The following is a 13,241-nucleotide window of genomic DNA, read 5'->3' on the forward strand; positions in this document are numbered from 1 at the left end:
CCAAACGACAACCCAGAGAAAAGAGCACGACCATGACAACCACCGAGACAACCGCCACCGAGGTCGCCACGGCCGCCGCGTCCGGCGCGTCGGCGACCGATCGGTTCCACACCGACAAGTCACCGTTCGAGGCGGTCAAGAACACGCCGACCGAACGCGTCGATCTGCTGGCCCGCGAGGTCCTCTCCGCGGTGCACGACACCATCCGCCGGCACCGGGTCACCTACGACGAATACAACGCGCTCAAGGCATGGCTGATCAACGTCGGCGCCGACGGCGAGTGGCCTCTGTTCCTCGACGTCTGGGTCGAGCACGTCGTCGAGGACGTCGCCACCGACCACCGCCAGGGCAACAAGGGGACCATCGAGGGGCCCTACTATGTGCCGGGTTCGCCTGAGTGTGGGGCGCACGGGACCATCCCGATGCGCGACCACGAGGACGGCACCCGCCTGGTGTGGGAAGGACGCATCACGTCGACCGACGGCACTGCACTGCCGGGCACCGTCGAGCTGTGGCACGCCGACGCCGACGGCCTGTACTCGCAGTTCGCGCCGAACCTGCCGGAGTGGAATCTCCGCGGCACCTTCACCACCGACCCCGACGGCGCCTTCGAGATCACCACCGTCCGGCCCGCGCCCTATCAGATCCCCACCGACGGTTCGTGCGGCAAGCTGATCGCCGCCGCCGGCTGGCACGCTTGGCGTCCGGCCCACCTGCACGTCAAGGTGTCGGCTCCCGGCCACGAGCAGCTCACCGCACAGCTGTACTTCCCCGGCGACCCGCACAACGACGACGACATCGCCGACGCGGTCAAGCCCGAGCTGGTCCTCGACCCGCAGTCGATGCCCGACGGCTCGCAGAAGATCGTCTACGACTTCGTGCTCGATCCCGAAAAAGGCTGAGCCGCAATGCTGTATCACGTCCGGATGGACGTCCGGCTGCCCGCCGGACTGGACCCGCAGGAACGGGTTGCGCTGATCAGCCGGGAGAAGGAGTACTCCCAGGACCTGCAGCGGTCGGGGAAGTGGCCGCACATCTGGCGCATCGTCGGCGAGTACGCGAACTACTCGATCTTCGACGTCGACTCCCACGACGAACTGCACCAGATCCTGTCAGGGCTGCCGCTGTTCCCGTTCATGAGCATCGCCGTGACCCCGTTGGCGGCACACCCCTCCGACATCGCCGTCGCCGTCTGAGGCTTAGCATTGCCCTGTGGCGGGCCAGGTGGACAGCGGTCAGCTCGCCGCGCTCGCGGCGGTCGTGGAGTTCGGCAGCTTCGACGCGGCGGCCACGCACCTGCATGTCACGCCGTCGGCGATCAGCCAGCGCATCAAGGCCCTCGAGCAGCGCGTCGGCCAGGTCCTGATCTTGCGTGAGAAGCCCTGTGTTGCAACAGCTGCGGGCGTTCCGCTCCTGCGGTTGGCGGCGCAGACCGCGCTCCTGGAGGCCGAGGCGCTCGCCGAGATGCGGGGCGGCTCGGCTGAGCGGCCCCGGATCGCGCTGGCCGTCAACGCGGATTCGATGGCGACCTGGTTCACCGGTGTGTTCGACCGGCTGACCGACGCGCTGCTCGATCTGCGCATCGAGGATCAGGACCACTCCGCGCGCCTGCTGCGCGAAGGCGTCGTGATGGGTGCGGTCACCACCGAACGCGCCGCGGTGACCGGATGCCGGGTGCGTCCGCTCGGCGTCATGCGGTACCGGCCGGTGGCCACGCCCGACTTCGTGGCACGCCATCTGCCGGACGGCTTCACCGCCGACGCTGCCGGGCGCGCACCGTCTTTGGCGTGGAACCGTGACGACGCGCTGCAGGACCAGTTGCTGCGCAAGGCGTTCGGGACTGTCCTCCGGCGCCCCGTGCACTACGTGCCGACCGCGGCAGGCTTCGGTGCGGCCGTGCACGCCGGTCTGGGGTGGGGGATGTATCCCGAGCAGCTGATCGACAGCACGTTCGTGCGGATCTGCGACGAGCACCTCGACGTGCCGCTGTACTGGCAGTGCTGGAAGCTCGACAGCCCGACCGTCGACCTGGTGACCGACGCCGTGTCCGCGGCCGCAGCGGACCTGCTCCGGTCCCGCTGACCCGGGCCAGGGACAATCGGGGCATGGATGCGCCGGTCAGGGTTCGGATCCTCGGCGTCGGGATGGGGCCTGAGCACGTGACGCGTGAGGTCGCCGACGCGTTGCGGTCGGTTGACTACGTGCTGGCCGCCGAGAAGTCCGACGACGATCCGCTGCTCGCGCTGCGCCGCGTGATCGTCGACGCCCACCCCGGTCCGCGCGGGCCGGCGGAGGTGATCGCGGTGCCCGACCCGCCGCGGGACCGCTCGGCCGGATTGAGCACCCCGGGTTATGAATCTGCCGTCACCGATTGGCACGACGCCCGCGCCGAGCGCTACGCCGAGGTGCTGCGGCGCCGCGGCGGCACGGCCGCGTTCCTGGTGTGGGGCGACCCGTCGCTGTACGACTCGACCATTCGCGTCGTCGACAAGGTGCGCGCTCTCCTGCGCGGACAGGTCGACGTCGACTACGACGTGCTGCCCGGCATCAGCGCGCCCTCGCTCCTGGCCGCCCGGCACCGCATCGTGCTGCACGAGGTGGGCCGGTCGGTTCACATCACCACCGGCCGGCGGCTGCAGGAGGCCGTCGCCGCCGGCGTCGACAACCTCGTCGCGATGCTCAACCCGCCGCCGCAGCGCCTCGACTTCACCGGCCTGCACGACTGGACGATCTGGTGGGGCGCCAACCTCGGCGCCCCCGGGGAACGTCTGCTGACCGGGCGGCTCGGTGACGTGCTGCCCGCCCTGCCCGAGGCCCGGGCCGCCGCCGAGGCGCGTGACGGCTGGGTGATGGATCTGTTCCTGATCAGGAGACCGTGATGGCCGGGCTGCTGATCGCGGGTACCACGAGCGACGCCGGCAAGACCCTGGTGACCACCGGGTTGTGCCGGGCACTGGCCCGCCGCGGTATCCGGGTCGCGCCGTACAAGGCGCAGAACATGTCGAACAACTCGATGGTCTGTGCCGCACCGGTCGGGGGCGTGGAAATCGGCCGTGCGCAATGGATTCAGGCCGTGGCCGCACGGGTCACGCCGGAGGCGGCGATGAACCCGGTTCTGCTCAAGCCGGGCAGCGACCGTCGCAGCCACGTCGTGCTGATGGGTAAACCGTGGGGCGAGGTGTCGTCGTCGGACTGGCTCGAGGGCCGGCGCGCGCTGGCCGTGGCCGCCCACGCCGCCTACGACGACCTGGCGTCGCGCTTCGACGTCGTCGTCGCCGAAGGCGCCGGCAGCCCGACCGAGATCAACCTGCGCGCAGGCGATTACGTCAACATGGGACTCGCCCGCCACGCCGGACTGGCGACCGTAGTGGTCGGGGACATCGACCGCGGCGGCGTGTTCGCAGCCTTCCTGGGCACCGTCGCACTGCTGTCACCCGACGACCAGGCTCTCGTCGCCGGGTTCGTCGTCAACAAGTTCCGCGGCGACCTGGCACTGCTGCAACCGGGCCTGGCCGATCTCGAAAAGGTCACCGGCCGAACGGTGTTCGGAACACTGCCCTGGCAACCCGACGTCTGGCTCGATTCCGAGGACGCCCTGGAACTCACCGGCAGACGCTCGCCGCGGTCAGGTGCCCGCCGGGTCGCGGTGCTCCGGCTGCCGCGCATCAGCAACTTCACCGATGTCGATGCGCTGGGTCTGGAACCCGAGCTCGACGTGGTCTTCGCCGCGCATCCCGCTGCTCTGACCGATGCCGACCTCATCGTGTTGCCGGGCACGCGGTCCACGATCGCCGACTTGGCGTGGCTGCGTTCCCGCGGACTCGACCACGCCGTGCTGGCCCACGCCGCAGCGGGCAAGCCGGTGCTCGGCATCTGCGGGGGTTTCCAGATGCTGGGCCGGACGGTCCGCGATCCCGCGGGCGTGGAGGGGACGGCCACCGAGGTCGACGGACTCGGCCTGCTCGACGTCGAGACCGATTTCGTTGCAGAGAAGGCACTTCGGCTACCCACCGGTTCATGGGCGGGGACGCCGGCGTCCGGCTACGAGATCCACCACGGCCGCATCACGGCGCTGAGTGTCGCGGAGGAGTTCCTCGGCGGCGTGCGCCAGGGATCGGTGTTCGGGACGATGTGGCACGGTGCCCTGGAGGGCGACGCGCTGCGCGCGCGGTTCCTGGGGGAGACGCTCGGCATCGCCGCGTCGGGAGTGTCCTTCCCCGCCGCCCGCGAGCGGCGCATCGACCTGCTCGGGGATCTGGTCGAGCAGCACCTCGACGTCGACGCGCTGGTCGATCTCGCCCACCGGGGTGCGCCGGCCGGTCTGCCGTTCCTGCCGCCGGGTGCCCCGTGAGGATCCTGCTGCTCGGCGGCACCGCCGAGGCCCGGGAGCTCGCCGAGAAGCTCGCCCCGCTGGGCGAGGTGACGACGTCGCTGGCCGGGCGCGTCGCCGATCCCCGCCTGCCCGTCGGTGAGGTCCGCATCGGCGGTTTCGGTGGCGTCGACGGATTACGTTCCGCGCTGGCCGAATTCGATGCGGTCGTGGATGCGACGCATCCGTTCGCGAAGACGATCTCGGGGAACGCGGCGGAAGCCTGCGGTACCGGCGGCGTGCCCCTGCTGCGGCTGGAACGGCCCGGCTGGGCTGAGCGCTCGCGTGACTCGTGGCACTGGGCGGACTCCCACGATGACGCCGCCGCCGTGGCCGCACAGCTGGGGCGGCGGCCGTTCCTGACCGTCGGGCGACAGGAACTCGCACGCTTCCTGCCCGCCCTGAGCGGACACGACGTTCTCGCCCGCGTGGTGCAGGCCCCCGACGACGTGCTGCCGCCGCGGTGGCGGCTGGTCACCAGCCGGGGTCCGTACGCGCTGCCCGGGGAGCTGGCCCTGATGCGGGAGCACCGCAGCGATGTGCTGATCACCAAAGACTCCGGTGGTGAGTACACCTGGCCGAAGATGGACGCCGCGCAGCAACTCGGTGTCCCCGTCGTCATCGTGCGTCGCCCCGCCCGCGCGCCCGGAGTCGCCACCGTCACCGACGTCGCGGACGCAGTGGACTGGGTACGCGCGCTCTCTACGATGACCTGGTGAGGATCCTCGTCACCGGCGGCGTCCGGTCCGGCAAGTCGCGGCACGCCGAAGCGCTGCTGGCCGACGCCGGTCGCGTCACCTACGTCGCGCCCGGCCGCGCGGCCGACGGCAGCGATCCCGACTGGGACGACCGCGTCGCCGCGCACCGCGCCCGGCGATCATCCGACTGGCAGACCGTCGAGACCGCTGACCTCACCGGCGCCCTCGCCGCCGTCGACGGCCCGGTGCTCGTCGACTGCCTGAGCACCTGGGTGGTGGCCGTCGTCGACGACGCGGGCTTGTGGGAGGCGAGGTCGGCCGACGTCCACGATCTGGTCGGGGCGCGGGTCGACGCGCTGTGTGACGTGCTCGAGCGGATGCCGCAGGCGGTGATCGTCACCAACGAGGTGGGGCTCGGCGTGGTGCCGGCGCACCGCTCGGGGGTGTTGTTCCGGGATCTGCTGGGCACCGTCAACCAGCGCGTCGCCGCTGTCTGCGGCGAGGTGCACCTGGTGATCGCGGGCCGCGTCCTGCGCCTGTGACTCCCTGTTTCCTACGCCCAAACCGAGAAACCGGCGCGAAAAGGGGCCCTTTTCGCACCCGTTTGTCGGTTTGGGCGACTTCAGTGGGCGCGGTAGGTCTCCTGATGCAGCACCGAGTCCAGGGAAGTCCGTGCGCGCCAACCGAACCGCTCGAGGTCGGGCACGTCGGGCAGCTCGGCGACCGCTCCGACACACAGCCATGCGACGGGACGGACATGGTCGGGCATGCCGATCAGCCCACGCAGGAAGTCCTCGCGGTAGAACGACACCCAGCCGACGCCGAGGCCTTCGGCGGTGGCGGCGAGCCAGAGATTCTGGATCGCGCACACCACCGAATAGAGGCCCGCGTCCGGAATCGCATGCCGGCCGAGCACCTGCGGCCCGCCGCGCGTCGCGTCGTAGCCGACCACGACGCCCAGGCCGGATTCGCAGATCCCCTCGATCGTGATGCGTGAAAACGTCTGCGCGCGTTCGCCGCTCAGAGTCGAGGCGAACTCCTCGCGTTCGGCGGCGACGTGCTCGCGGAAGGTGCGCAGGGTCTGCGGGGAGCGCACCAGCACGAAATCCCACGGCTGGCTCATGCCGACCGACGGCGCGGCGTGGGCGGCGAGCAGGACCCGCTCGAGAACGTCGTCGGGAACCGGCTCGCCGGTGAACTCGCGCCGCGTGTCGCGGCGCCGGCCGATCACGTCGTACAGCGCCGCCTTCTTCCCCGCGGTCACGGGCGGGCCGAGCGGTCGCGGGCGGGGTCGTAGAGATGGCTCTCGCCGGCGCAGGGGTCGGGCCGGTCGCCCAGGGCGCGGCCGACGAGGATGACCGCGGCCTGCCGGAACCCCGCGGCCTCGACCGCGTCGGCGATGTCGGACACGGTGCCGCGCAGCACCGTCTCCTGCGGCTGGGAGGCGCGGTACACCACGACGACGGGGCAGTCGGAACCGTACTCGGGTACCAGTTCTGCCATCAGCTCCCGGATTCGGGTGATGGCCAGGTGCAGCACCAGCGTGGCGCGGGTCGCCGCGAACGCGGCGAGCGACTCGGTGGCGGGCATCGCCGTCGAGCGCTGCTGGGTGCGGGTCAGCACCACCGACTGCGCGACCAGGGGGACGGTGAGCTCACGGCCGACGCGGGCGGCTGCGGCTGCGTAGGCGGGCACACCGGGGGTGACGGTCCACGGCACGGCCGCCGCGTCGAGTCGGCGGGTCTGCTCGGAGACCGCCGAGTACACCGACGGGTCTCCGGACACGAGGCGCACGATCCGGCGCCCGGCGCGATACCCCGCGACCAGGCGGTCGACGATGGCGTCCAGATCCAGCTCGGCGGTGTCGACGAGTTCGGCCGCGGGGGAGCAGTGGGTGAGCACCTCGGGATCGAGGTAGCTGCCCGGGTAGAGCACGACGTCGGCGGCGGCGAGCATGCGCGTGGCCCGCACCGTCAGCAGATCCGCGGCCCCCGGGCCGGCGCCGACGAACTGCACTGCCCGGTCGTCGTCCATCGCTGAAGAAGTCTAGGTGCCGCCGACAGCGGTCAGTGCGGCGAACCCACCGTCGCGCGGGCGAGCGGTTCAGGCTCGACGAGTCCGCCGATCCGGCCCGTGGCGCGCGCAGCCAGCGGGCTGATCGCGGCGACCACGGCGAACAGCGTCCCCACCATCACCGCTCCGGATGCGCCGTGCGCGTCGGTGGCAATCCCGGCGGTCGCGGTGCCCAGCGCGCCCCCGACCAGGGCGGCGCTGTGCAGCCAGCCGAACGCCTCGGTGGCCACGCTCTCGTCGATGTCCTGGGACACCATGAAGTACAGCGCCGACATCGCCGGCGCGAACCCCAGGCCCGAGACGAACAGCGCGCAGAACTGCAGCGCCAGGACGTGGGTGAGTCCGAACAACGACGTTCCCACCGCGACGACGGTCAGGGCGGCGACGATGCCGCGCAGCCCCAGCCGGCGATGTCCCCACGTGAGCCCGCCGACCACCGAGCCGACGCTGGCCAGTGCGATCGCCGCGCCCGCGGTCATCCCGTCGCCGCTGAGCTGGGCCACCACCCCGACCTCCAGCGCCGTGAACGACCCGACGAGTGCGCACCCGGCGACCATGGCGAGCAGCACGCTGCGGCGGCCGAGCACGCGGCCGCCGGCCCCGGTGCGCGATCCGCTGCGCGGACGCAGCCCTCGCGCGCTCACCAGGAACCACGCAGTCCCCGCCAGCGTGATCGCGGACGACACGATCAGCGGCAGTGCGGTCGAGACCAGCGTCGACAGCGTCATCGCCGCGACCGGGCCGACGACCCAGATGACCTCCTGCGCCGTGGTGTCGAGGGCGAACAGCGCCCGCACGCCGTCGCGGGGCAGCATCTGGGGGTAGAGCGCCCGGACCACCGGCATCAACGGCGGCACCGACGCACCCACCAGCAGGCCCAGCGCCATCAGCGGCACGCCCGAGGCGGTGGTGACGGCAAGCGCCAGCATGCTCAGCCCGTTGACGATCGCGCAGATCACCAGCGTCGGGGCCGTTCTGCTGCCCCGCCCGGCCAGCTTCGAGGTGGCCGGCATCGCCACCGCCTCGCCCACGGTCAGGCACGCCACGACGGCGCCGGCCTGCGTGTACGAGCCGGTGTGGTGCTCGACGTGCACCAGCACGGCCAGCGACAGAATGCCCAGCGGCAGCCGCGCGAACAACTGCGCGGCCGTGATGTTCAGGACGCGCGGCACCCGGAACAGAGCACGGTAGGTCCGCATGCCCGGACTGTACCGTCCAGACGGTGCAGTAAACCACCGAGTTTTAGGCTGGCCCCATGTCCTCGCGCGACCGCATCCTCGACGCCTACGCAGATCTGCTGGCAGAAGAGGGTGAGCGGTTCGCCACGATCAACGCGGTGGCAGCGCGCGCCGGGGTGTCCAAGGGCGGCGTGCTGTATCACTTCCCGTCGAAAGACCAGCTCGCCGCCGCGGTGTGCGAACGGTTGGCGGTCCTGGCCGCCGAGGATGCGCAGGTGATGCGCACCGCCGCGGAGGGCCCGGCGCGCTACTACGTCCGCTCCTCCCACTACGCGGGCACGCCGTTGGACCGGGTGCTGGTGGCGGTGTCCCGGTTGCGGCAGGCCGGTGACGCCCGGGCCTGGGCGGCGATCGAGGCCGCGGCCGAGGAATGGCTGACGATCCTGCACGAGGCGATCGGTGACCTCGACACCGCTCGCGCCGTCAAGCTGATCGGCGACGGCCTGTACTACAACGCGTTACACCGTGCGCTGGGCGGGCAACCGGCCCCGTCGGCCGCGGACGAGGGCTTGCTCGCCGTGATCGATCGGATGATCGCCTCGGCAGCCGGGTCCTGAGCAATCATCCGCGCGGCGCCGCCGTCGTTCCGCGCACGATCAGCGTCGGCTCCAGCACGACGTCCGACGTCCGCGGGGCACCGTCGACGAGCATCTGCACGGCGAGTTCGACGGTGTTGCGGGCGATCTGGGGTGCGTCCTGGTGGATCGTGGTCAGGTCGATGCGCGGGTTCTCCGACAGCCGGCTGTCGTCGTAACCGACCAGTGAAACCTGTTCGGGCACAGCGATACCTGCACGGGTGAACACGTCGAGGATGCCGAGTGCGCAGCGGTCGTTGCCCGCCAGTACCGCCGTCGGCAGCGACGGTTCGGCCAGCATCGCGCGTGCGGCGGCCGCGCCCGCCTCCTCGTTGTGCGCCCCGGGAATCACCGTGATCTCGTCGGCCAGGCCGTGTGCGCGCATCGCGGACTTGTACGCCCGTGACCGGTCCGCCGAACCCGGGTCGGTGCCGCCGTCGACGTGGTGGATGCGGCGGTGACCGAGCCCCACCAGGTAGTCGACCGCCTGCCGGATCCCCTTGGCATCGTTGGTGCGCACCGTCGCCAGCGGGGTGTCCGCGTCCAGCCCCGGCAGTCGCCGACAGGCCACCACCACCGGTGCCCGCGTCGCCAGCTCGCGGAAGAAGGCCGGTTCCTCGTTGGGGCCGAGCAGGATGAGCGCCCCGCAGCGGTGGCTGAGCAGCGAGTCCACCACCGCGCCCTCCGTGCGGTCCGGCAGGTTCGCCGACAGCAGCACCTCATAGCCCAGATGTTCTGCGGCAGGGTAGATCTCGGTCACCAGCTCGGCCTGGAAGAGCTGGCGAACGTCGGTCATCACGCCCAGGGTGCGGCTGCGCCCCTGGGCCAGCAGACGTGCCGCAGAGTCCGGCCGGTAGCCGATCTCCCGGGCGATCGCGAGCACCCGCTGCCGCGTCTCCTCGCTGGCGCCGGGTTTGCCGTCGAGGATGAACGACACCAGCGTGCGCGACACCCCCGCGCGTTCGGCGACGTCAGCCATCGTCGGACGGCGTCGGCGGGGTGTGCTCACAGCGGGATCCTCCACAGGAGTGACGGTTGACACGTTCACGGGGCGCGGTTCATAGTAGACCTCACGCGCGTTACTAACGCGCGTTAGTCGAAGGGCGAGGTGGCTCGGGCGTCTCCTCGTGGATCACCGAAAGGACTCCTGTATGAGCACCATCCGCGTCGGCTCCGCCCCTGACTCGTGGGGGGTGTGGTTTCCCGACGATCCGCAGCAGACGCCGTATCATCGCTTCCTCGACGAGGTCGCCGAATCCGGTTATGAGTGGATCGAACTGGGTCCCTACGGATACCTGCCCACCGACCCGGAAAAGCTTCGTGCCGAACTCGGTTCGCGCGGCCTGAAGCTCTCCGCCGGCACCGTGTTCGAACATCTGCATCAGGATGATGCGTGGGATGCCGTGTGGACCCAGGTCGAGGACGTCGCCCGGCTGACCGCGGCGGTCGGCGGCACGCACGTCGTGGTGATCCCCGAGATGTGGCGTGACCCGTCCACCGGTGCGGTCCTCGAGGACCGCGTCCTCACCCCCGACCAGTGGCGCAGGAAGACCGAGGGCATGAACGAGCTCGGCAAGGCGATGTTCGAGACCTACGGTGTGCGCGCGCAATACCACCCCCATGCCGACTCGCACGTCGACACCGAGGAGAACGTCTACCGGTTCCTCGACGGCACGGACGGCGAGTTCGTCAACCTGTGCCTGGACACCGGCCACATCTCCTACTGCGGTGGGGACAACATCGCGATCATCCGAAGGGCACCTGAGCGCATCGGCTACCTGCACCTCAAGCAGGTCGACCCCGAGGTGCGGGCCAAGGTCGAAGCCGAGGACCTGCCGTTCGGTGAGGCCGTCAAGCTCGGCGCGATGACCGAGCCACCGCGCGGAATCCCCGACATGCCTTCACTTCTGGCCGAGGTCGAGGGTCTCGGCATCGACGTGTTCGCGATCGTCGAGCAGGACATGTACCCCTGCGAGGTCGACGCCCCGCTGCCCATCGCCCAGCGCACCCGGAGCTACCTCGGGTCCTGCGGCGTCCCGTCCGTCACCTTCCGTTAGGAGCCGAAAGCCATGTCCGACCTGCGCATCGCCGTCCTCGGCGTCGGCCTGATGGGCGCCGATCACGTCGCCCGGATCACCTCCCGCATCTCCGGCGCCCGGGTCGCCGTCGTCAACGACTACGTGGCCGAGAAGGCCGAGCAGGTGGCGGTCGGCATCCCGGGGTGCCGCGCCATCGCCGATCCGCTCGACGCGATCGCCGACCCGGACGTCGACGCCGTCGTGCTCGCCACCCCGGGCCCGACGCACGAGAAGCAGCTGCTGGCCTGCCTCGAGCACCGCAAGCCGGTGCTGTGCGAGAAGCCGCTGACCACCGACGTCGACACCTCGCTCGAGGTGGTGCGCCGCGAGGCCGAGCTGGGCACCCGCCTGATCCAGGTCGGCTTCATGCGCCGCTTCGACGACGAGTACGCCGGCCTCAAGGCGCTTCTCGACGGCGGTGAGCTCGGCAGCCCGTTGGTGCTGCACTGCGTGCATCGCAACCCGGCCGTCCCCGACCACTTCGATTCGGTGATGACGGTGCGGGATTCGCTCGTGCACGAGGTGGACGTCACCCGCTTTCTGTTCGGGGAGGAGATCACCTCGATCCAGATCGTCACGCCGACAACGAATCCGGCTGCGCGGGAGGGCCTGTTCGATCCGCAGATCGCGATCATGCGCACCGCGGGCGGCAAGCACGTCGACGTCGAATTGTTCGTCACCACCGGCGTCGCCTACGAGGTGCGCACCGAACTCGTCGCCGAAAAGGGCAGCGCGATGATCGGTCTCGATGTCGGTCTGGTCCGCAAGAGTGCCCCCGGAACGTGGGGCGGCACCATCACCCCGAGCTTCAAGGAGCGCTTCGGGCGCGCCTACGACACGGAGATACAGCGGTGGGTCGACGCAGTGCAGTCCGGTGGCACCACGGGGATCTACACAGATGGGCCGACCGCGTGGGACGGCTACGCCGCCACCGCCGTCTGCGAAGCGGGCGTGCAAGCCCTGCAGTCCGGACAACCCGTCGCGGTGGACATGGTCGACCGCGCCTCGATCCCAGGAGCCTGACACCGTGAAGATCGCCCTCGATCCGACCCCGTTCCACCACGACTACTCGCTGCTCGAGTTCCCGGCGCTGGTCGCCGAATTGGGCTACGAGTACCTGCAGTTGACCCCGCACCGGGNTCGATCCGACCCCGTTCCACCACGACTACTCGCTGCTCGAGTTCCCGGCGCTGGTCGCCGAATTGGGCTACGAGTACCTGCAGTTGACCCCGCACCGGGATTTCATCCCGTTCTTCAACCATCCGCGCGCCGACGACGCGCTGGTCGCCAAGTTCCGCAAGGCGTGCGCCGACGCCGGCGTGGGCATCGCGTCGGTGCTGCCGGTGCTGCGCTGGTCAGGTCCTGACGAGGACGCGCGGGAGGCGGCGNCAAGTTCCGCAAGGCGTGCGCCGACGCCGGCGTGGGCATCGCGTCGGTGCTGCCGGTGCTGCGCTGGTCAGGTCCTGACGAGGACGCGCGGGAGGCGGCGGTGCGCAACTGGAAGCGCGTCGTGCAGATCGCCGTCGACCTCGGTGTCAACGTGATCAACACCGAGTTCTCCGGACGGCCGGAGAAGGCCGAGGAATCGGAGCGGGCGTTCTTCCGGTCGATGGAGGAGCTNCCGTCGACCTCGGTGTCAACGTGATCAACACCGAGTTCTCCGGACGGCCGGAGAAGGCCGAGGAATCGGAGCGGGCGTTCTTCCGGTCGATGGAGGAGCTCGTGCCGATCTTCGAGCGGGAGGGTATCGACGTGCGGATCGACCCGCACCCCGACGACTTCGTCGAGGACGGGCTCGAGGCGATCCGGATCATCCGCGGCGTGAACTCGTCGAACGTCGGCATGGTCTACGTCGCCTGCCACAGCTTCCACATGGGCGGCAACATGGCCGAGATCATGGCCGCCGCGGGCGAGAAGCTGCGCCTGGTGCACGTCGCGGACACGATGGATCATCACCGCAGCCACGGCCTGCGCTACATCACCAACCCGCCCGGCAACCCGGTGCGGGTGCACCAGCATCTCAAGATCGGCGACGGTGACGTGAATTGGGACGAGTTCTTCGGCGGCCTGGCGAAGCTGGGCTTCTACGACCGCGACGACACCGTGATGGTGTCCAGCGTGTTCGCCGAAGACGAAGCCGCCCATGATGTCTCGCGCTACCAGCTCGCCACGATGACCGAGTACGTCAACAAATACCGCTGACCCGCCGA

General features: G+C 70.4%; 14 protein-coding genes and 3 pseudogenes. 13 read left to right on the forward strand and 4 right to left on the reverse strand.

What is annotated here, in order from left to right; translation table 11 throughout:
- Window positions 1-32 precede the first annotated feature (32 nt).
- From catA to MCHLDSM_RS07010, 7 genes are read left to right on the forward strand one after another with little or no spacing between them, the layout of a single operon-like run.
- Entirely contained in the window at window positions 33-902 is an 870-nt protein-coding gene (gene catA, locus MCHLDSM_RS06980) for a catechol 1,2-dioxygenase (RefSeq protein ID WP_048469492.1), read from the forward strand.
- Between the two features lie 6 nt (window positions 903-908).
- Entirely contained in the window at window positions 909-1,196 is a 288-nt protein-coding gene (gene catC, locus MCHLDSM_RS06985; RefSeq protein ID WP_048469493.1) for a muconolactone Delta-isomerase, read from the forward strand.
- Window positions 1,197-1,212: 16 nt separating this feature from the next.
- The gene (locus MCHLDSM_RS06990; protein ID WP_048469494.1) at window positions 1,213-2,082 is read left to right on the forward strand and encodes a LysR family transcriptional regulator ArgP; all 870 of its coding nucleotides are present in this window, start codon (window positions 1,213-1,215) and stop codon (window positions 2,080-2,082) included.
- Window positions 2,083-2,105: 23 nt separating this feature from the next.
- Window positions 2,106-2,879, forward strand: a complete 774-nt coding sequence (gene cobF / locus MCHLDSM_RS06995; RefSeq protein WP_048469495.1) for a precorrin-6A synthase (deacetylating) — start codon at window positions 2,106-2,108, stop codon at window positions 2,877-2,879.
- Window positions 2,879-4,351, forward strand: a complete 1,473-nt coding sequence (locus MCHLDSM_RS07000) for a cobyric acid synthase (protein WP_048469496.1) — start codon at window positions 2,879-2,881, stop codon at window positions 4,349-4,351. The genes cobF and MCHLDSM_RS07000 overlap by 1 nt, the downstream gene beginning before the upstream one ends.
- Window positions 4,348-5,088 carry a cobalt-precorrin-6A reductase gene (locus MCHLDSM_RS07005; RefSeq protein ID WP_048469497.1) on the forward strand — a complete coding sequence of 247 codons (741 nt, stop codon included), beginning with the start codon at window positions 4,348-4,350 and terminating at the stop codon, window positions 5,086-5,088. Before MCHLDSM_RS07000 ends, MCHLDSM_RS07005 begins: the two co-directional genes overlap by 4 nt.
- On the forward strand, window positions 5,085-5,609 hold the full coding sequence (locus MCHLDSM_RS07010; RefSeq protein ID WP_048469498.1) for a bifunctional adenosylcobinamide kinase/adenosylcobinamide-phosphate guanylyltransferase: 525 nt from the start codon (window positions 5,085-5,087) through the stop codon (window positions 5,607-5,609). The genes MCHLDSM_RS07005 and MCHLDSM_RS07010 overlap by 4 nt, the downstream gene beginning before the upstream one ends.
- 80 nt (window positions 5,610-5,689) lie before the next feature.
- On the opposite strand, the gene bluB is transcribed toward MCHLDSM_RS07010, so the two are convergent.
- The 3 genes from bluB to MCHLDSM_RS07025 are packed head-to-tail and all read right to left on the reverse strand — an operon-like array spanning window position 5,690 to window position 8,339.
- Window positions 5,690-6,331 carry a 5,6-dimethylbenzimidazole synthase gene (gene bluB / locus MCHLDSM_RS07015; RefSeq protein ID WP_048469499.1) on the reverse strand — a complete coding sequence of 214 codons (642 nt, stop codon included), beginning with the start codon at window positions 6,329-6,331 and terminating at the stop codon, window positions 5,690-5,692.
- Window positions 6,328-7,101, reverse strand: a complete 774-nt coding sequence (gene cobM / locus MCHLDSM_RS07020; protein ID WP_048469500.1) for a precorrin-4 C(11)-methyltransferase — start codon at window positions 7,099-7,101, stop codon at window positions 6,328-6,330. Before cobM ends, bluB begins: the two co-directional genes overlap by 4 nt.
- Before the next feature lie 32 nt (window positions 7,102-7,133).
- Entirely contained in the window at window positions 7,134-8,339 is a 1,206-nt protein-coding gene (locus MCHLDSM_RS07025) for an MFS transporter (protein WP_048469501.1), read from the reverse strand.
- Window positions 8,340-8,395: 56 nt separating this feature from the next.
- Here MCHLDSM_RS07025 and MCHLDSM_RS40075 point away from each other — a divergent pair, with 56 nt between their 5' ends.
- A complete protein-coding gene (locus tag MCHLDSM_RS40075; protein WP_048469502.1) occupies window positions 8,396-8,935 on the forward strand; it encodes a TetR/AcrR family transcriptional regulator in 540 nt (179 codons plus the stop codon).
- Window positions 8,936-8,939: 4 nt separating this feature from the next.
- Here MCHLDSM_RS40075 and MCHLDSM_RS07035 read toward each other — a convergent pair whose 3' ends face one another.
- Window positions 8,940-9,932: a LacI family DNA-binding transcriptional regulator gene (locus MCHLDSM_RS07035; RefSeq protein ID WP_048469503.1), complete on the reverse strand. Its 993-nt coding sequence runs from the start codon at window positions 9,930-9,932 to the stop codon at window positions 8,940-8,942.
- A 172-nt stretch (window positions 9,933-10,104) separates the two neighbouring features.
- Here MCHLDSM_RS07035 and MCHLDSM_RS07040 point away from each other — a divergent pair, with 172 nt between their 5' ends.
- The 5 genes and pseudogenes from MCHLDSM_RS07040 to MCHLDSM_RS37065 all read left to right on the forward strand — a co-directional run.
- A complete protein-coding gene (locus MCHLDSM_RS07040; RefSeq protein ID WP_048469504.1) occupies window positions 10,105-11,010 on the forward strand; it encodes a sugar phosphate isomerase/epimerase family protein in 906 nt (301 codons plus the stop codon).
- 12 nt (window positions 11,011-11,022) lie between these two features.
- Window positions 11,023-12,054, forward strand: a complete 1,032-nt coding sequence (locus tag MCHLDSM_RS07045; RefSeq protein ID WP_048469505.1) for a Gfo/Idh/MocA family protein — start codon at window positions 11,023-11,025, stop codon at window positions 12,052-12,054.
- A gap of 117 nt (window positions 12,055-12,171) precedes the next feature.
- Window positions 12,172-12,419 (forward strand): annotated as a pseudogene (locus MCHLDSM_RS39115) (TIM barrel protein); the annotation flags it as partial.
- Window position 12,420: 1 nt separating this feature from the next.
- Window positions 12,421-12,651 (forward strand): annotated as a pseudogene (locus tag MCHLDSM_RS40320) (TIM barrel protein); the annotation flags it as partial.
- A gap of 1 nt (window position 12,652) precedes the next feature.
- Window positions 12,653-13,233, forward strand: a pseudogene (locus tag MCHLDSM_RS37065) (sugar phosphate isomerase/epimerase family protein); the annotation flags it as partial.
- Between the last annotated feature and the right edge of the window lie 8 nt (window positions 13,234-13,241).

Origin of the sequence: Mycolicibacterium chlorophenolicum, from assembly GCF_001044235.1 — a bacterium.
In the GTDB taxonomy this organism is placed as follows: Bacteria; Actinomycetota; Actinomycetes; order Mycobacteriales; family Mycobacteriaceae; genus Mycobacterium; species Mycobacterium chlorophenolicum.

What these genes read in the sequence shown, in the direction of transcription:
- cobF (WP_048469495.1), top strand. Translation starts at nt 2,106, where the DNA reads ATGGATGCGCCGGTCAGGGTTCGGATCCTCGGCGTCGGGATGGGGCCT.
- MCHLDSM_RS07040 (WP_048469504.1), top strand. Translation starts at nt 10,105, where the DNA reads ATGAGCACCATCCGCGTCGGCTCCGCCCCTGACTCGTGGGGGGTGTGG.
- MCHLDSM_RS07000 (WP_048469496.1), top strand. Translation starts at nt 2,879, where the DNA reads ATGGCCGGGCTGCTGATCGCGGGTACCACGAGCGACGCCGGCAAGACC.
- MCHLDSM_RS07045 (WP_048469505.1), top strand. Translation starts at nt 11,023, where the DNA reads ATGTCCGACCTGCGCATCGCCGTCCTCGGCGTCGGCCTGATGGGCGCC.
- MCHLDSM_RS07025 (WP_048469501.1), bottom strand. Translation starts at nt 8,339, where the DNA reads ATGCGGACCTACCGTGCTCTGTTCCGGGTGCCGCGCGTCCTGAACATC.
- catA (WP_048469492.1), top strand. Translation starts at nt 33, where the DNA reads ATGACAACCACCGAGACAACCGCCACCGAGGTCGCCACGGCCGCCGCG.
- MCHLDSM_RS07035 (WP_048469503.1), bottom strand. Translation starts at nt 9,932, where the DNA reads ATGGCTGACGTCGCCGAACGCGCGGGGGTGTCGCGCACGCTGGTGTCG.
- catC (WP_048469493.1), top strand. Translation starts at nt 909, where the DNA reads ATGCTGTATCACGTCCGGATGGACGTCCGGCTGCCCGCCGGACTGGAC.
- cobM (WP_048469500.1), bottom strand. Translation starts at nt 7,101, where the DNA reads ATGGACGACGACCGGGCAGTGCAGTTCGTCGGCGCCGGCCCGGGGGCC.
- MCHLDSM_RS40075 (WP_048469502.1), top strand. Translation starts at nt 8,396, where the DNA reads ATGTCCTCGCGCGACCGCATCCTCGACGCCTACGCAGATCTGCTGGCA.